The organism is Mucilaginibacter limnophilus, from assembly GCF_004005815.1.
Lineage (GTDB): Bacteria > Bacteroidota > Bacteroidia > Sphingobacteriales > Sphingobacteriaceae > Mucilaginibacter > Mucilaginibacter limnophilus.
In genome coordinates this window covers 941,372-959,730 of record NZ_SACK01000001.1, presented here as the reverse complement: position 1 = coordinate 959,730, position 18,359 = coordinate 941,372, and the positions used below count along the sequence as shown (strand labels likewise).

General features: G+C 42.4%; 16 protein-coding genes. 5 read left to right on the top strand and 11 right to left on the bottom strand.

Annotated features, from left to right (window positions below):
* Positions 1 to 47 precede the first annotated feature (47 nt).
* Positions 48 to 518, top strand: a complete 471-nt coding sequence (locus EOD41_RS03960) for a hypothetical protein (RefSeq protein WP_127703463.1) — start codon at positions 48 to 50, stop codon at positions 516 to 518.
* A 2-nt stretch (positions 519 to 520) separates the two neighbouring features.
* Here EOD41_RS03960 and EOD41_RS03955 read toward each other — a convergent pair whose 3' ends face one another.
* The 6 genes from EOD41_RS03955 to EOD41_RS03930 all read right to left on the bottom strand — a co-directional run bounded on the left by EOD41_RS03955 (position 521) and on the right by EOD41_RS03930 (position 10,062).
* A complete protein-coding gene (locus tag EOD41_RS03955) occupies positions 521 to 2,218 on the bottom strand; it encodes an ABC transporter ATP-binding protein (RefSeq protein ID WP_127703462.1) in 1,698 nt (565 codons plus the stop codon).
* Entirely contained in the window at positions 2,218 to 2,928 is a 711-nt protein-coding gene (locus tag EOD41_RS03950; RefSeq protein WP_127703461.1) for a 3'-5' exonuclease, read from the bottom strand. The genes EOD41_RS03955 and EOD41_RS03950 overlap by 1 nt, the downstream gene beginning before the upstream one ends.
* A gap of 44 nt (positions 2,929 to 2,972) precedes the next feature.
* Positions 2,973 to 5,372 carry a penicillin-binding protein 1C gene (pbpC, locus tag EOD41_RS03945; protein WP_127703460.1) on the bottom strand — a complete coding sequence of 800 codons (2,400 nt, stop codon included), beginning with the start codon at positions 5,370 to 5,372 and terminating at the stop codon, positions 2,973 to 2,975.
* Between the two features lie 245 nt (positions 5,373 to 5,617).
* A complete protein-coding gene (locus EOD41_RS03940) occupies positions 5,618 to 6,247 on the bottom strand; it encodes a C40 family peptidase (protein WP_240663171.1) in 630 nt (209 codons plus the stop codon).
* Positions 6,248 to 6,371: 124 nt separating this feature from the next.
* A complete protein-coding gene (gene mutS / locus EOD41_RS03935; protein WP_127703459.1) occupies positions 6,372 to 8,981 on the bottom strand; it encodes a DNA mismatch repair protein MutS in 2,610 nt (869 codons plus the stop codon).
* A 337-nt stretch (positions 8,982 to 9,318) separates the two neighbouring features.
* On the bottom strand, positions 9,319 to 10,062 hold the full coding sequence (locus tag EOD41_RS03930; protein ID WP_127703458.1) for an FISUMP domain-containing protein: 744 nt from the start codon (positions 10,060 to 10,062) through the stop codon (positions 9,319 to 9,321).
* Between the two features lie 136 nt (positions 10,063 to 10,198).
* Between EOD41_RS03930 and msrA the strand changes: the two genes are divergently transcribed.
* Together msrA and ppnP are read left to right on the top strand one after the other, a co-directional pair.
* Entirely contained in the window at positions 10,199 to 10,819 is a 621-nt protein-coding gene (gene msrA / locus EOD41_RS03925; protein ID WP_127703457.1) for a peptide-methionine (S)-S-oxide reductase MsrA, read from the top strand.
* Positions 10,820 to 10,899: 80 nt separating this feature from the next.
* Positions 10,900 to 11,184, top strand: coding sequence for a pyrimidine/purine nucleoside phosphorylase (gene ppnP, locus EOD41_RS03920; RefSeq protein ID WP_127703456.1), 285 nt, complete (start codon positions 10,900 to 10,902; stop codon positions 11,182 to 11,184).
* Positions 11,185 to 11,241: 57 nt separating this feature from the next.
* Here the strand turns inward: ppnP and EOD41_RS03915 are convergent, their stop codons facing one another.
* Both EOD41_RS03915 and EOD41_RS03910 read right to left on the bottom strand, forming a co-directional pair.
* Positions 11,242 to 12,036, bottom strand: coding sequence for an SDR family NAD(P)-dependent oxidoreductase (locus tag EOD41_RS03915; protein ID WP_127703455.1), 795 nt, complete (start codon positions 12,034 to 12,036; stop codon positions 11,242 to 11,244).
* Positions 12,037 to 12,138: 102 nt separating this feature from the next.
* Positions 12,139 to 12,621 (bottom strand): hypothetical protein, encoded by a 483-nt coding sequence (locus tag EOD41_RS03910; protein WP_127703454.1) that lies wholly within the window; start codon positions 12,619 to 12,621, stop codon positions 12,139 to 12,141.
* Between the two features lie 105 nt (positions 12,622 to 12,726).
* Here EOD41_RS03910 and EOD41_RS03905 point away from each other — a divergent pair, with 105 nt between their 5' ends.
* Both EOD41_RS03905 and EOD41_RS03900 read left to right on the top strand, forming a co-directional pair.
* A complete protein-coding gene (locus tag EOD41_RS03905; protein WP_127703453.1) occupies positions 12,727 to 13,191 on the top strand; it encodes a hypothetical protein in 465 nt (154 codons plus the stop codon).
* 239 nt (positions 13,192 to 13,430) lie between these two features.
* The gene (locus EOD41_RS03900) at positions 13,431 to 13,646 is read left to right on the top strand and encodes a hypothetical protein (protein WP_127703452.1); all 216 of its coding nucleotides are present in this window, start codon (positions 13,431 to 13,433) and stop codon (positions 13,644 to 13,646) included.
* Between the two features lie 117 nt (positions 13,647 to 13,763).
* On the opposite strand, the gene EOD41_RS03895 is transcribed toward EOD41_RS03900, so the two are convergent.
* From EOD41_RS03895 to EOD41_RS03885, 3 genes are all read right to left on the bottom strand, one after another.
* Entirely contained in the window at positions 13,764 to 15,380 is a 1,617-nt protein-coding gene (locus EOD41_RS03895) for an RICIN domain-containing protein (RefSeq protein ID WP_164849878.1), read from the bottom strand.
* 144 nt (positions 15,381 to 15,524) lie between these two features.
* Positions 15,525 to 17,174 carry an RICIN domain-containing protein gene (locus tag EOD41_RS03890; RefSeq protein WP_127703450.1) on the bottom strand — a complete coding sequence of 550 codons (1,650 nt, stop codon included), beginning with the start codon at positions 17,172 to 17,174 and terminating at the stop codon, positions 15,525 to 15,527.
* Positions 17,175 to 17,217: 43 nt separating this feature from the next.
* The gene (locus tag EOD41_RS03885) at positions 17,218 to 18,354 is read right to left on the bottom strand and encodes a hypothetical protein (protein WP_127703449.1); all 1,137 of its coding nucleotides are present in this window, start codon (positions 18,352 to 18,354) and stop codon (positions 17,218 to 17,220) included.
* Between the last annotated feature and the right edge of the window lie 5 nt (positions 18,355 to 18,359).

Sequence of the window (18,359 nt, the reverse complement as noted above, 5' to 3'; positions counted from 1 at the left end):
TTGATATTGTGCATTTTGCTACATTTACCAATCAATACAAACCTTATATGCAACCCGACAAAAACTTTACCACACCTTCACCGGCTGTTTTCAAATCAATATTAATTATCCATTTTGCGTTGTTAGTTGGGCAATTATTGTTTGCTGCAGTTACTTTCAATTTACAGGCAGGCAAAACTCATTTTGAAATAAACACAGGCGATATTTTAACATTTATTGTTCCTGTATTTGCTGTTGTTGGTTTTCTGTTATGCAACATGCTTGGTAAACGTCAATTAGAAAATATACAAACTGATGCTACACCAACACAAAAATTGGCAAAGTATCAAACTGCTATGATTATTAAATCAGCTTTATTAGAAGGTCCTTCGCTGTTCGGAATAGCGGTATTCTTTATAACCGGCAATTTGTTCTTTCTAATGATATCGGGTGCGCTGATGGTGTATTTTCTTTTGATTACCCCTACTAAAGAACGGGTATTTAATGATGCAAAATTCAATTACGACGAAAGTTTTTAAAATTACTCCGGTATAGCTGCAATTAACCGTTTGGTGTATTCTTGCTTTGGGTTAGCATAAATATCTTCAGGGTAACCCATTTCAACCATTTGTCCTTTGTTCATTACCATCATCCTGTCGGATATATGTTTGATAACCGAAAGATCGTGAGAAATAAAAATATAGGTCAGATTGAATTCCTCTTGTAATTCGCGAAGTAAATTTAGTACCTGAGCTTGTACCGAAACATCGAGCGCTGAAACAGATTCATCGCAGATGATAAACTTTGGTTGCAATACCAGTGCCCTTGCTATAACAATACGCTGCCTTTGTCCGCCCGAAAACTCGTGCGGATAGCGGTTAAAAAAGTCGGGGGAAAGGCTAACTCGCTCAAGCACTTCTATAACTTTTTTTCGACGGCCGTTATCATTTCTATACATGTCATGAACCTGCAACGGTTCCATAAGCGACTGACCTATTGTTAACCGCGGATTGAGGGATGAATAAGGGTCCTGAAAAATAATCTGCATATCACGGCGAATTAATCGCAGATCTTTAACACCCAACTTTTGCAGGTTAATACTCTCAAAGCTGACAGTACCCGCCGTTGGCTCAATCAACCTTAAAAGGCTTCGCCCTAAAGTAGTCTTCCCGCTGCCCGATTCGCCTACCAAACCCAGTGTTTCTCCCGGGTATACATTAAAGCTAACCTCATCTACAGCCTTTATCATCTCTTTTGATCTGCCAAAAAAGTCGGCATGCACCGGATACCACGTGCTTAAGCAATCTGCTTTTAATATTGGTTCTCGTTTGTATAACTCATTCCTGCGCTGCTCAATCTCGCCAGGCCCATATGCATATTTTTCAGTAACATCTTTTATACAGGGGCATTTATCAGCATTTACAAAATCGGCAACAGTCGGCAAGTATTTCAGTTGCCTGTGCGGAGAAGGCCGGCAAGCCAGCAAACCCCGAGTGTAAGGATGCTGAGGATCATCAAACAGTTTGCTTACCGGCGCCTGTTCAACAATCTCGCCTTTATACATTACCAGCACACGGTCGGCAATTTGATTAATTACCCCCAGGTCATGCGAAATAAAAATCAGGCTCATTTGCCTTTCGGCTTTTATTTTTTGCAGCAACTCAATGATGGTTTTTTGTACGGTAACATCAAGCGCGGTGGTAGGCTCGTCGGCTATCAAAAGTTCCGGATTGCATGAAAGTGCCATTGCGATCATCACCCTCTGCTTTTGTCCGCCTGATAACTGGTGCGGGTAACTATCGAAAATACTATCAGGACGCGGCAATTGCACTTCGTTAAAAAGGCCAATCACCATTTCCCGCAACACTTTTTTATCGGTGATATCTTTATGTTCTTTAATTGCTTCGGCAACCTGGTAGCCGCATGTGAGTACGGGGTTAAGCGACGTCATAGGTTCCTGGAAAATCATAGCGATATGATCGCCGCGAAGTTGCCGCATAGCGTTTTCAGACAGGCTGCAGATATTAATGTCATCCAGCAATATTTCGCCTTTTATTTCAACCTGCATTTTATCCAGCAGGCCCATTACTGCAAGTGAAGTGACCGATTTACCAGAGCCTGATTCGCCGACAATACCAATGGTTTCGCCTGTATTTACTGTAAACGATATTCCTTTTACGGCTTCAAATAAACCATTTTGCGTTTTAAAACCGACATGAAGATTGTTTACTTTAAGCATCAGCAGCCTACAATGGTGATGTTTTCGTCAAGGATAAGTTCTTCTCCCCTAAAACGCCTGATAAGCTGAGCCGTCGCGACAACATCCTTTTGGCAGTAAGTGCATATGCGGTCAACAGCGTTTTCTTCCCAATATACATGCCCTACCATACTGCCGTCAATATCATCTTTCGGTGTTGGTATATCAAAAATGGCTGTCAATAAACTTAATGAGGTAAAGCTTTTATAGTCGCCAAACTTCCACAGGTCCATGGTATCAAGGTGGTTTATTTCCCAGGGCTTTTTACCAGAAATCTCTAATTGGGGTGGATGTTTTAGTCCGTTGATCAGCATACGGCGGCACAAATAAGGAAAGTCAAATTCACGGCCGTTATGCGCGCATAACACCATGTTTTGCGGTTGACGGTTAAGCAAGTCACAAAAGCCGGTAAGTACTTCTTTTTCGTCGTGCCCCGAAAATGACTTTACCCGCAGCCCTGTACTTTTTCCTCCGGTAAAAATTCCGACGGAAATACATACTATCTTACCAAATTCGGCCCATATACCCGCCCTGTCATAAAACTCATGCGGTGTTGCCTCCTTACGCAAAGTCTGCGTTTTAGCCTCCCAAAGCTTTTGAAATTGTGGTGGTACTTCTTCATAGTTACGGTATTGTGGTACCGTTTCAATATCAAGCACCATCAGGTTATACAGGTCGTACTGTTCGAGCATTAGTATCGATAGATTTTAAGCCAAGATACGCATTGATTAGCGTTTTACTGCTCTTTATCCATCACTACAAAATTTATGACGGTGGTATTGCCATTACTGTCAACCAAAGTTAGCGTATGTTTTCCCGGCGAAGGGTTCAACGCCATTTGATGCAGGTGGTGGCTTTCGCCTACATACTTGTTATCAAGATGCCAAAATATTTTTACGCCTTCCTGCCGGTGAGCGGCATTACAGATCATGCGGCCACGCTGTCCGTCTGCCTCAAGAGGTACATAAACCCTGGCGCCATCCTTTGGATAAATTACTTCCATCGGATTGGTATTTTCCTGCACACAATCGGCCCTGAATGGCGGTAAAACATGATATTCAAAGTTTTTTGCTTTGTAATAGTATTCCATAGAAGGCGGCAGCACGAACCATTTTTTATTCAGAATAGCTTGTGGCGGTTCACAATCTGAAGTTACCTGCCATTTTCCATCACCTGATATATGCACCAATTGATGCCATGGGCAAACCTTTGCTTTTAAACCATTTTTAGGCACCCACATTAGCTGAGGGCTTGTACAGTATTCACCGGCACGGTAGCCGCTTTGTGGGCAAACAGCAATCTTTACCATATCCCGTACAGGCATATCAAACCAGTCGCGGCTTACCGGCAAAAGCCGGAAAATATCAAAAAGCACCGGCGCGGCGCTATTAATTCCTGTAAGCCCCGGTCTGCCTTCGCCATCGGTGTTACCAACCCAAACGCCTACCACATATTTTGGCGTAACACCAATTGCCCATCCGTCTCTAAAACCAAAACTTGTGCCGGTTTTCCACGCAATACGCTGCGTTGAACTGAATTGCTGCCACAACATTTCTTCACCCGGGCGCATAACCTCTTCCATTGCCTGGAAGGTATAATAGACAGCTCCTGCATCAAGCAAGCCATTGTTTTGCAGCTCTGGTTTTTCCTTTGTTGAAGATACCGAATACACAGGTGTGTGCCAATCAGCCGGATCGTACTTTCCGTTATATTTTGAATAATGGTTTAATACCCGCGCCATGTCGGCATAGGCACCGGTGAGTTCCCAAAGTGTATTCTCACCGCCGCCAAGGATGAGTGAAAGTCCGTAATGATCGGCAGGCTTGGATAAGGTAGTTATTCCAGCTTTGTGCAGAAAGTCATAAAAACGCTCATACTTAAACTGCTGCAGCATTTTAACGGCCGGCACATTAAGTGACCGGGATAATGCTACTGATGCTGTTACAGCGCCATCGTATCCCAAATCAAAATTCTCCGGGTGATAACCTGCTATTTGCGTAGGTACATCAGGTATCAGGCTGTTTGGCAATATAAAGCCATCGTTAAGCATGGCGGCATAAAGTAACGGCTTTAATGTACTTCCCGGACTGCGTGGCGCATTCACCACATTTACATCACTTTCTAACTGCACATCCCCCGGATGAAATATATTGCCTGCATAAGCCAATGCCGATCCGGTTTCCACATCCAGCACAACAGCCGCAATATTATTGATATCGTTTGCCTTTAAAACCTGGTGATGGCGTTCCAATACGGTGCTTACCTGTTGTTGAAGGCCGAGTTTTATAGTGGTGGTGATACGAGCGTCACCTTCAATTTTCCCCTGTTTATTCTGCTGTTTAAATACCTGCAGCAAGTGTGGGGCGAAACGGGGTAACGGCACTGGCTTATCAGGCACCGGTTCAAGTTTTGCCAGCTGTGCAGTGGTGCTGTCAATTATATTTTCGGCTTTTAATTTGTCAAGCAGTCGGTTTCGTTTTTTTAATAAAGTTTGCCTGTTTTTACCGGGATGCACCAATGATGGTGAATTAGGTAATACTGCAAGGGCTGACATTTCACCCCACGAAAGTTTATCAGCACTGCGGCCATAGTAACGCCACGCGGCAGCATCAAGCCCGATAACATTGCTACCGAAAGGGGCGTTACTGGCATACAAGGCTAATATTTCGTTCTTGCTGTACCCCACTTCAAGTCGCAGCGCCATGAACATTTCAACCAGTTTGTTCCAGAAAGTGCGCTTATGATTGGTTGCCATGCGTATCACCTGCATGGTAAGCGTACTGCCCCCGCTGGTAACATGCGCGGCCTTAATACTTTCTTTTACAGCACGCCCCATCGCCAAAACATCCACACCGGGATGACTACGAAAGCGCTTATCCTCAAAAGTGATGATGCATTGTTTAAACTTTTCGGGCACGCTATTATTATACGGAAAGCGCCATTGCCCGTCGCTGGCGATAGAAGCACCTAACAATTGCCCTTGCGCGTCATCAATAACATAAGAAGTTGGGCTTTTAAACAAAGGCTTAGGCAGGCAGAATGCAAACAATAAAAGCAGAATAGCCAGCACTGACAGTGTAGCGATGGATTTAGGCTTTTTTAATTTTTGCTGAATTGTTTTTAAACGCGGGTGCATTACCACGCAATATACAAAGTATGAATTTCCGGAAGTATAAAAAGAGTTAAGAGAATATTGCTATTCCGAGAATGATACCAATAATCATGATCACATACAGCAATATTTCCGTTTTTGCAAAGCGTTTATATTTTGTCCAGAAGGAATAATCTTCTTTTTGTTTTTGCATCACGCAAAGATAGAAAAAACAGCTTTACACTAAGGAATCCTGATACTTCCTTAAAAAATTAAAATCAAGGTTAAGATTACCGCCCGCTGCTTATCTCCTCGCCTTCCCTTTCAACCATTACCGAACCACCGCGCGAGAAGTATTTGTATAATGATGGATCATGCAGTTTTACGATAATAACTCCTCTGCGGGTACTGGCGTGCACTACATAACCGTTTTGCAGGTAAACACCCACGTGACTGAACTGCCTGCCGTCAAAATCAAAGAAAACCAAGTCGCCTTCTTTTAACTCTTCTTCATATTTCCGTTTGATGAAGTTAATCTGTAAATTGGTTGAACGAGGCATGTTCTGTATATCGTAAACCTGCTGTTGTAGCGTGTACACAAAACCTGAACAATCTACCCCATCCTTGTCTAACCCGCCATAACGGTATGGCGTGCCCATCCATTCATCAATAAATTTATACAATCGACCGTTTCTGATATCGGTTTTCCGAACGTTCAATATTGTCGCATACTTTTCAGCTATTTCCTTTTCGGGCTTTTCCATCACATACGGACCAAGCTTTTTTACCGTTGGACCTTCAGGCGCCGGAGTATAAGTGCCGTTATTTACTACAGGACGCGGTGTTTTTTTTATGGTACTGCATGATGTTATAATGAATGCCAAAAGCAAAAAGGCGAAGGTTGAGTTTCGTGTTTTCATGGTTGATGTAATTTGTGTCATCCGGTTATCGTTTAAAAAACGTATAAAGCAATGACGGCGTAAATCATCATATCGTTACAACAGATGAACTAATTGGGTGAAAACACCCTAACTATAACTATGATTATCCTTTTATTAAGCGCTGTATTTCATCAAGTTTCATTAACGCTTCAACCGGTGTTAACGTGTTTACATCCAAATTATTTAAGGTGTCGCGTATTTTAACCAGCACCGGGTCGTCTATTGAGAACATTTGCATCTGCACTGCCTGGCGCTGCACCTTGCGGATGCTTTCTTTTATATGTTCGCCGCCGGTGCGCTCATTTTCCAGTTTTTTTAGGATATCATTTGCACGGCTTAACACCTTTTGCGGCATACCTGCCAGTTTAGCTACGTGAATACCAAAGCTGTGCTCGCTTCCGCCAGGCACTAATTTCCGCAGGAAGATAATTTGCTGACCGACTTCTTTTACCGATACGTTGAAATTTTTTACCCGGTTAAATGAATTGCTCAACTCGTTTAACTCATGATAGTGGGTAGCAAACAGCGTTTTGGCTTTGGCTGATGGATGGTTATGCAAATATTCGGCAATAGCCCAGGCTATTGAAATACCGTCATAAGTAGAAGTACCCCGGCCAATTTCGTCCAGCAGAATCAAACTCCTGTCTGAAAGGTTATTCAAGATACTTGCCGTTTCGTTCATCTCCACCATAAAGGTTGATTCACCTGACGACAGGTTGTCTGAGGCCCCGACCCGTGTAAATATTTTATCAACCAAACCAATTACAGCGCTTTTAGCCGGTACAAAACATCCCATCTGCGCCATTAGCACTATTAAGCCGGTTTGTCGTAATAATGCCGATTTACCTGCCATGTTGGGACCGGTAATGATGATAATCTGCTGTGATTCGGAATCGAGGAAAACATCGTTGGTAATGTAGCTCTCGCCTAGCGGAAGTGTTTTTTCTATTACCGGGTGGCGGCCGCCTTTTATATCTATTAGTTTGCCTTCGTTTATCTGAGGTTTTACATAATGATTTTTGATAGATATTTCGGCGAAATTCAATAACACATCCAGGCGGGCTATCAGTTGCGCGTTTAACTGGATTGGCTTAATGTAATCGGTTAACGAGTACAATAAGTCATTATACAACTGGGTTTCCAGCGCGAATATTTTTTCTTCAGCACCTAATATCTGCTCTTCGTATTCCTTCAGTTCTGGTGTGATATAGCGCTCTGCATTAACCAGCGTTTGCTTGCGTATCCAATCGGCAGGGACCTTGTCCTTATGGGCATGGGTAACTTCCAGATAATAGCCGAATACGTTGTTGAATGAAACTTTAAGCGACGGTATACCGGTCAGTTCGGCTTCACGTTTTTGTATTTCAAGCAGGTAGCCTTTGCCGCCGAATGCGATTTTACGCAGACGGTCGAGTTCCTCGTTTATGCCCTCGTTCATTACCGAACCTTTAACCAGTGCTACCGGTGGTTCGGGGTGTAATTCTTTATCTATTTTTTCGCAGATATAAGCACACGGATTAAGCTGCGAACCTATCGACTGCAATGGCTGACTTGTTGATGCTTCGCTGATCTTCTTGATCTCACCGATAGCTAAAAGTGCTTTTTTAAGCTGACAAACCTCCCTTGGATTTGCTTTTTGCAAACCAATCTTGGAAATCAACCTTTCCAGGTCGCCAATTTGTCGTATTTGCTGCTGCAGGGTTTCGCGCAGCTCCTCCTGCTCAAGCAGATATTCAACCACGTTCAGGCGGTCATTTATAGGCTTGATTTCTTTTAAGGGCATCACAATCCAGCGACGCAGTAAGCGTGCGCCCATGGGCGAACAAGTATTGTCAAGCACTTCAACCAGCGTACGGGCGTTTTCGTTAGCCGATCCAACCAATTCCAGGTTGCGTATGCTGAACCTGTCGAGCCACAAGTAACGGTCCTCCTCTATCCTGCTGATGGCTGATATATGCTGCAGGTTGCGGTGCTCAGTCTCGTTCAAATAATGCAGGGCAACACCGGCGGCTATGATACCCAGGTTAAGCCTATCAATACCAAAACCTTTAAGTGATTTTACACCGAAGTGCTTCAACAGCGTTTCTTCTGCATAATCGCCACTGTAGGGCCATTCATCAAGCATATAAGTGTAAAAGCGGTCGCCATAAGTATCTTTAAAATCGTGCTGGCGGCTTTTAGGGAAGATCACTTCGCTTGGGGCAAAGCTTTGCAGCAGTTTATCTATATAACCACTGCTTCCTTGCGCGGTTAAAAATTCACCGGTAGAGATATCAATCAGGGCTATGCCTATGCTGTTCTTTTCAAAATATAGCGATGCGAGATAATTGTTACTTTTTTGCTGAAGTATGTTATCGCTTACGGCCACACCCGGGGTAACCAGTTCGGTAACGCCACGCTTAACAATGGTTTTTGTAGTTTTTGGATCTTCAAGCTGATCGCAAATAGCTACCCGCTGACCGGCGCGTACAAGTTTGGGCAGATAAGTTTCAAGCGAGTGGTGCGGAAACCCGGCCAGTTCAATATGCGTGGCAGCGCCGTTTGCGCGCCGGGTAAGCACAATACCCAGTATGCCCGCCGCTTTAACCGCGTCTTCACCAAATGTTTCATAAAAATCACCCACACGGAACAGCAGCAGCGCGCCGGGATACTTCGCCTTTATAGCGTTATACTGCTGCATTAACGGTGTTTCTTTCGCGGTTGCTTTTGCCAAAATTCTGCCCTGTTTTAACCGCCTAATTTAACTGCTTAACGGCACTTAGTTATTAATTGTTGAAAAATGGCAAGGGTGTTAATATATCTATGAGGGATAGGCAAATAGCAGTCAACAGGTGTTTTAACCCATTTTTTATACAGTGAAAAAAATTTAAAAACAGGTATTTCTACGTGGTTTTTTAAGAGATAGGTGTTATATTTTTACATCGTGGTAATACCTAATACCTGTCACGCTTAACAATCATCTATCTATACTTACAAATTACCTTATACCCGCGGCTGGTGCTTGAGCCGCGGGTAATGGTAAAATCTAAAGCTTGTTTTTAGTATATTAGTTATTCCTTTACTTTATCCCGCACGAAACGCAATGTATAACGATCGTTAACATTATATAACTCACCATTACGGTACAAATTAACCGGCATAATGTCACGCATTTTTATGGTTGAACCTTCATCTGTTTTTTCAATCAAAATTGCCCGTTTGTATTCGTTCTCAACGGTACTTGTATCAATAATCAGGTAGGCTGCTGTGGTGCCCATGCCGTAGTGTATGGTATCAACTAAAGCATTTTCGGTATAACGCCCGGCAGCAACGGCTTTGAAACCTGTAAGGTTGTTTCCGTCGGTTGTAAATTGCCACCTGTGTTTAGCCATATACCTCGCAGCAATTTCAGGCGGAATAGTTGAACCGCGCTTATAATCGGACATTTCACGGCGAAGCAATTGAACAAAATCATTGGTATTAGGCAATCGCCATCCTGCAGGTAGTGTTATTGCCTTAGCTTCTTCTTCAGTATACAGTTTTCCATAAACCAATGTATCTTGTTCGGGCGGGACAACGATTACAGGAACCATAACGCCACCTTCTCCATGATAATTTTCTGTTGTCCATTCACGGTTTCCTATTGTTATAGTTGGATAAACTTCGTCACCTATTAAAACAGACCCTTCAACCCGCTCTGCGGGTACGGGTTCCGGTTTTTGTTCGGTATTCGAACTAAGTTCAGATTTTGAACAACTTCCCAATAAAAAGATGCATGATATGGTGCATACCCAAGTAAAAAATACGTTTTTCATGGTTAATAAATCAGTACGTAAAAGCGATTATAGGGGTTACAGCCCATGGGTAATATTGTTTTGTCGGCAGTATGTCATACTACCCATGTCTTAAACTAAACACAAAAAAATTGCGTACATCACTTAAAGTTAAGCAATGAAAAAGATCAGCATAAAAGCACAAACTATTTTATTAGCGTTGTTAATTATCTTCACCGCAGCAAAATCACAAAACAAACCCGTGGCAACAGAAAAAGCGACGTTTGGCATGGGATGTTTCTGGTGTACCGAAGCTGTTTTTCAGCGACTAAAAGGCGTTTCAAAAGTTGAATCGGGTTACTCAGGCGGAAATGTAAAAAATCCATCGTATGAGGATGTATCTTCAGGTACTACAGGTCATGCCGAGGTTACGCAGATCACCTTTAACCCGGACGTGATCAGCTATAAAGAATTGCTTGAAGTGTTCTGGAAAATGCATGACCCCACAACACTTAACCGCCAGGGTGCCGACGAAGGAACGCAGTACCGTTCGGTAATATTTTATCATAACCCGCAGCAAAAAGCGCTTGCCGATCACTATAAAGCTGAACTGAATAAGCAAAATGCGTTCGGCAAGCCTGTGGTTACACAAATAGCGCCATACAAAGCCTTTTATAAGGCCGAAGATTACCACCAAAATTATTATAATCTTAATGGTAGTCAGCCATATTGCCGTGCAGTAATCAAACCAAAAGTTGACAAGCTCGAAAAAATCTTCAAAGAAAAGCTGAAAAAATAAACTACAGTATATGTGAGTTGTTAGATATACGGGCGATATTGTAAAAATTTTACATATTCGCCCGTTTTAATTTTACAACCATGATAGACGTAAACAGTTATTTTAGTGGAGCGGTTAAATCGCTTGCCTATACATCGGCCGAAGGCAAATCAACCGTTGGTGTTATTGATCCGGGCGAATACGAGTTCAGCACTTCACAGCATGAAACAATGGTGGTTATTGAGGGAGAATTACATGCTTTATTGCCCGGTAAAGGTGAAATATGGCAATCGTACTTAAACGGACAATCTTTTGAAGTTGAGGCCGGACAATCATTCAAAGTAAAATCACACAAACAGGTATCATACCTGTGCAAGTACAGATAGTTTAATAACTGATTATAGCGATGGGTGTTAAACCCATCGTTATTTTGAATCTAAATCTTACAATATAAGCCTTGCCACGCCACCATCGGCACGCAGCGCCGCACCGTTGGTAGCTGCCGACAACGGACTTGATATATAAGCTACCAGGTTAGCTATTTCATCAACACTTGCAAAACGCTGTATCAATGATGTAGGACGAGCTGTTTTGAAGAAATCTTTTTCGGCTTGTTGAGGTGTAATATTTTGCGCGGCAGCCAGTTGATTAACAAATTCATTAACCCCTTCTGATTTTGTTGGTCCCGGCAAAACTGCATTTACGGTAACATTTGTACCTTTTGTAAGTTCGGCCAAACCACGACTAACGGTTAACTGAGCTGTTTTTGTTGTGCTGTAATGCAGCATCTCTTCAGCCACTATAATACCTGATTCACTTGAGATAAAGATGATCCTGCCCCAGTTTTTAGCAAGCATTTTAGGGAAATAATGCCGAGCCAGCCTGATCCCGCTAAGTACGTTCACTTCAAAAAAGCGCAGCCAGTCTTCATCGGTTATATCCACAAACGGTTTAGGCTCAAATATGCCGGCGTTGTTAATCAGTATATCAACTTCCGCTAACTCAGCAAGCAGATTATTCACTTCGTCAACTTTACTGAAATCAGCAGGGATACCTTTTACATCAGCAGCTGGCACTTCTTGTTTCAATTTTTCAATTGCTTCGTCAATACGTTGTTGCGTACGCCCGTTAATTATTACAGATGCGCCTTCCTTAAGCAACCTTTTAGCAATAGCAAGCCCTATACCTTGTGTAGAACCACTTACAAAAGCGGTTTTTCCGTTTAATTGCAAATCCATGTTAAATCTTGTTGTTTGGCTCAAATAACGGTCATTCCATTTTTATAAATGTAAAGTGATAGTCAAATCAGCACTGCAGACTTTTACATTACAAACAGCTGATTATTCACAATCTACCTTTTTATATACAACTGTATAATCAGCCGCTGTGTCGGTTACCTGCCTGCCGCTTTTCAAATCAGCTTTAAGTGGTTTTTGTTTCAATACATCTCCCGGAAAATCAAATTCCACTGCGATAGTATCTTGCATACCTTCCTGCATAAATGTCCATACGGCTTTTATGGTGTTACCGTCCTGTGTACCTTGCAAAGTACCTTTTCGGCTGTCTTTTTCAGCGGGTAGCCACAGCATATCGCCTGATACTTTATTACCATTAATTATAAGATGTACTTTTGTACTATCCTGGTTTTTTGTTCCATCAGTGTGCAAAAAACAAGCTTCTCCTGTTGTTGAAACATTTTTAGTTGTATCCGTAATAATTGATGTATCCGTGTTCAGGCTATCGGTTTGATCTTTTTTTCCACCGGAATTGCAGGCAGCCAAGCTTGCTATTCCCAGTATTGTAATAAGTGTTATCTTTTTCATTATATCGGCTATTACTGTTTAATGATGACAATTATGTGCCTGAAATGTTTATTCTATGGCACGGTTATGGCTGATATTAACCTGAACTACATAAAATAATCTATTATGAAAAAGGTAAGTGTAATAGCAATAGCTGTAAGTGCAGTATGCGCATTTGGCTATGCAAAAGCGACGGAGAATAATCTTCAAACAAACAAATTTGATGTGAAAACTATGGCAGCCGACACGGTTCCAACTAAAGGTAAACAAGTAAGGCCAAAAACATCGCCATCTAATACAACAACACCGGGTACTGTAAATCCGGCAAATCCAAATCCAAGCCCGAATACAAATCCGGTAACTCCCGCCAACCCAACAGCACCAACAACCACACCAGGTATAACCCCGGGCACAACAAACCCAACTACAACACCAAACACAACAACTCCGGGAACAACCCCTGGTACAACAAGCCCAACACTGCCAACACCGGCTAATCCAACAACACCACCTTCATCACCTAACTCAACAAGCCCAACAACAACCAGTCCGACTTCCACAAGTCCGACAACTACAAGCCCTCAGCAATAATTGCTTAGGAATATACAGAGCCCCTTAGGTAACTAATAAGGGGCTTCTTTTTAGGCGATAAACAACTGAAAAGCCGGCTAAACCGAAAAAATGTGAAAAACTGGGCATTTTGTGCATAAATTATACTTCAATTATTTACAAATAGTATTTGATTTTAAATACAATCGTTTATGTTTGCCTTAAACTAATTATCCCGCGAAGGGATGTCATATTCGTAACAACAATTTTAAGATCTAATTATGGCAACAAAATCTGAAGGCGCAATTACCGCCTATTCTGTAAAAACAAAAACCAAGAACGTTCCGATCATCGACCCTGTAATTGACGTTAAAGCAGGCCGATACATTGCAACAGGTTTAGACAAAGATGGCAACAAACTTGCCGCTATCTTAGGTAAAGCAAAAGCTGAAGAGCATATCAAAAACGGAGCCGCTAAAAAAGGCTCGGGCTGGTAAATAAATCCAACCCCTAAAAAATAAAAGCGCCTCTGTTAAGGGGCGCTTTTATTTTATAATTTAAAAAGAAACGGCCGCAATTAGCGGCCGTTGATATATAGTTTAATTTATTAAGGATTATAAGCCTATCAGTGAATACGGGACCCTTACACCTTTAACCTGGTATTGTATTGATTCCATTTGATTGTCTTTACAGTTATCACCGGTATTACATTCATTAAAATTAACCGAATAGGTGATCAATAATTCATTTTTACCATTATTAAACTCCGGATGTATCATTGGTGTATAGTAACGGTTTAAATGCCCGCGATATCTGTCTTCAATAGTAAATACATATTTAAGGGATGTAAACGGCCCAAGCGGACTTGTAGCGGTTGCCATATAAATATTATGTTTTTCAGGGTCACAAAACCATCCTAAATCCATAACCATCATAATATATTTACCGTTAAGGTAACTGATGTTTACATTTTGCTGAGTAGTAGCAATTGATGCTTTGTTATCTGATGTGCGGGTTTTCGACCATACGGTACCGTTCCAGAAAGACCAGTCCTGAGGATCACTTTCAGGGAAACGTGCAACATAAACATTCGAAGTATTGAAGAACACGCCTTTGCTTCCGTATGAATACACATAACCATCGCCTGGCTTTACCATGCCAACAGCATAACCGATATCTGTTTGGTTGCTTAAACCTGCAGGCGTGGTACGTTTTACCTGCCATTGGGTACCGGCCTCTTGCTTTAACTCAAATAACGATTGATTAGTGATACCTAAGCCTTTACCTTCGCCGTTGTACACATACACTTTATCACCAATTTCAACACCTACGCCGGGCCAGCTCCAGTCGGTTCCAGGCTGATTGTCAAATACCTGGCGAGGCCTTCCCTGAGCGCTGTTGGCTATGGTCATGTTTGGTGTGTTATCCGGGTTCCAATCAGTTAATGAGGGCTGAATCAATACCGAGTTATTGTATTGAAAAAAACCGCATTGTAAGTTTGCATTAGTTGCGCTAACCAAACGTGATCCGTCAAAAGAGTCTTCTGCTATCCAAAGTACTTTTCCGGCATTTGCGCCCCATGTAAGCGGAATACTGCTACCCTGGTCAAATGCCACCGAGCCTTGTGAAGGTAATCTGCGATGGAAAAAATTTACAACATCATCGTCACGGTAAGCAGTATTCTGCAATTCATTGTATCCAAATTTCTGACTCGCTTTTCCCGAATACGCTTCAAGTTTAATTTTGCCGTTTGCATCAAGTGTTGCTGCTAAACGGCTGGCTTTGTTAACTGCTATGTATTGTTTGTTGCCTACTTCCGTAAGCCCCCAAAGTTGCTCATCAATATCACGTGAAGAAACCTGAACAAGTAAATACTGACCATTAAACAAATGCGACTCAAGCATTTTACCGCTACCAAGGTTCATTATTTTATAGTAATTATTACCTGTATATGTAATACGCCATTTGCTATGCGCTGCATTATCATAGTTAGCAAGTTCCACCATACCTCCGTTTGCAATTGAAAAGTTTTGGATACGTGCACTTTTCCCGTTTTCAGCTCCTATAACTTGATAAGTTCCATAATCGCCTACTGCGTTTAACCTTAACCCCGAAGAGTTTTCGATTGTTGTAACCGGCAGTTGAGTGTTTTTTTCGGCTACTTCCGTTTTACGGCATGCTTGAGTTAACAGCAATAACGCTACGGCGCCCGACAGTAATTTTTTTTTCATGCTTAATTTTTGGTAACAATTGGTTGTCGCTGTAAACATATAAAACGTTTTAGTAATTTACAAATCATTGTAAAGCAACATCCCAACAGTTTTAGCTGTTGGGATGTATCGAGGCAAAACTAACCTAAAATTGCCTTTAAATTTTCACAAACCTATTTTTGAATAAGGTACCCGAATACCTTTAACACGATAGAAATACGGATCGAGGTACGAACCGCTGCATGATCCCTGTCCGCAGGCATCATAGTTTAGGCAGTAAGTAAGCAAGAGTTCATTTTTTCCATTATCATGCTCAGGGTGAATTACCGCGGTATAATAGCGTGCATAATTGCCGTTAAGATTTTCCTGTATGGTATAAACTTTTGTACGTGCCGTGAACGGACCGGTAGGGCTGCTTGATGTAGATATGTAAATGTTTCTGCTTGCATCACAATTAAAGCCCTGATCCATAGTCATCAACACATATTTATTGTTCACAAACGCTACGTAACTGCTGCCCAATGCATCGCTAACGCGGGCGGGGTCGCCGGTTGTTGGTGTGCTTGTCCAGCTTGAACCGTTCCAGAACGTCCATAATTGCGGGTTGCTTGTCGGGAAACGTGCTACGTGGATGTTTGATGTATAACCAAAGCCTGTACCCATCGCGCCAAATACATACACGTAGTTATCAGGCCGTTTTACCATACCACAGGCATAGCTGATATTGGTTTGATTGCTCATGCCTGCAGGCGTAGTTCGCACTCCTGTCCAAGCTGTGCTGGTGCTTTCGGTCAAATCCCAAAGTGATTGCCTGTTTAGTGTAAGACCATTACCTTCTCCTACCTGTACATACACGTGCTGACCGATCTCGATACCTGGACCAGGCCATGCAAAGCTATCGCCCGATTGAATATCAACAATACGCCTGTTACCACCACGGGTTATGTTGGCAGCACCGCTTGGGCTCCAGTCATAAATATTGTTCTGCAGGAACATTGAATTTCCATATTGGAAAAATCCACCGCATACAAACATGCCGTTCGACTGTAATGCCGATCCATCGAAGGCGTCCTGAGTTACCCACAGTATTTTGCCGTTGTTGCTACTCCAGGTAAGCGGAATACTGGTGCCCTCGTCAAATGCAACTGAGCCCTGTGAAGTGCCGTTACGCTCGAAAAACCGAACAACATTATCATCCCTGTAAGTGCTGGCAGTCCGCGCCGTGAATACCCACTTTTGACGGTTGTTACCGTTGGATGTTTCCTGGATAATAGCCGTACCGTTGGTGGTTGAGCCGCCTGCATTAGCAACATAAAGGCCGTTACCTTTATTAATAATGTTGTACTGCCCTGTTGTGCCAATTTCAGTTATGCGCCACATTTGAGCATCAGGATATCCTAAAAACGGTGTACGAGCCTGACGCAACTGTGAACCTGATGTGTTGTTAGGCGACTCCATTACTTTACCGCTGAATGAATTGCGCAGCCAGTAATATTTCACGCCGCTTACTGTAGTAGCATACACTGTGTACCAGCGCTGCCATCCATCTTTCTCATCGTCGCCGGTTGCCTGCCATTGCCCGAGCGTTTGCAAATCCTGATATTTTTGGTTAGCACCCGGGTTGCCGTTTACTTCAATAAATTTGCCGCCGGTTACACAAGATATTTTGTACTCGGCATAATCGCTTACAGGACCGTTAACCCGTTTGTTAGAATTTAATTGGTTATCAGATGATTGTGTACTTTCGGTTTTTTTACAACCTTGCACAACTACTAAGGCAGCAGCGACTGCCAATAGCGATAATTGTTTTTTCATAATTACTAATTGGTTTATGTAGTGTTGGTTAGTTGCCTGCCGATTATAAGCCTAATACCGAATATGGCACCCTTACTCCTCTCGGGCGATAGCTGTCCGGATCAAATTGTCCATTCACGCATTCAGGTACACATGGTTTATAGGTATTGATGCAATAGGTCATTAAAAATTCGTTATTAGCCGAGAATTGCGGATGAATAACCGGTGTATAGAAGAATGGGGTGTGGCCTTGTTTAACATCCGGTATATTATAAATAACCTGCTGTGCCGAGAACGGACCTGTTAAGCTTGTGCTTTTGCAACCATAAATGGCAGTACCTTGGTCACATTGCAAATTGAACTGTGTGGTAACCATTACTACTTTGTTATTCACATATGATACAAATACACCACTTGATGGTGCGGTGCCTATCACTGCCGCAGATGTAGCTGAACTTACATATGATGAACCGTTCCAGAATGTCCATGAGCCCGGATTGCTTGTTGGAAAACGTGCATTATAAATATTAACCGCTACACTTGGTGCGCCTTGCGGTTTATAGCCATACACATAAACATAACCATCAATACCTTTAATCATACCTACACCGAAATTTATACCGTTTAAAGCAGGCAGTGAAGTATATGTTACGGCGTTGGTTGACAGGTTTAAACGGCCAAGTATCTGACCTACATGTGCAAAACCTAAACCGCCTGAGGATGCGGTTATTTCATTACAATAAACATAAGCCGCGCCGCCAATTTCAACACCGGTGGTAGTCCAAAACCAGGTACTTGAGCTTAACGTTTGAAATAAGGTAGGGTTCCCTAAATAGGTAAGTGTTGAGGTATTTGCAGGCGCCCAGCTATGGCTGGCAGGCTGCAACAACGTGGTGTTATGATTATTAAAGATGCAAGGAAGAGTGTTGTTTGAAGTATTAAGCTGATTGTAAAAGGTGTCGTTATTCAGCCATACGTCGCGCCCGTCTTGCATACGGATGGAAAAGGCGCCGTCAAATGCCTGGGCGCCTGATGTGCGTTTAAAGAAATTAGTTACAGTGTTGTCTTGATACGCAACAGCATTTGTTTTCTTTTTTGAGTCGAGGTCTTTTCCTGCTGATTTAAGCGCTTCGTTTTTCTGGCAGCTTTGTGTTAGCAATAACGCTGCTGATGCCGCGCATAGCAATAATTGTTTTTTCATAATTA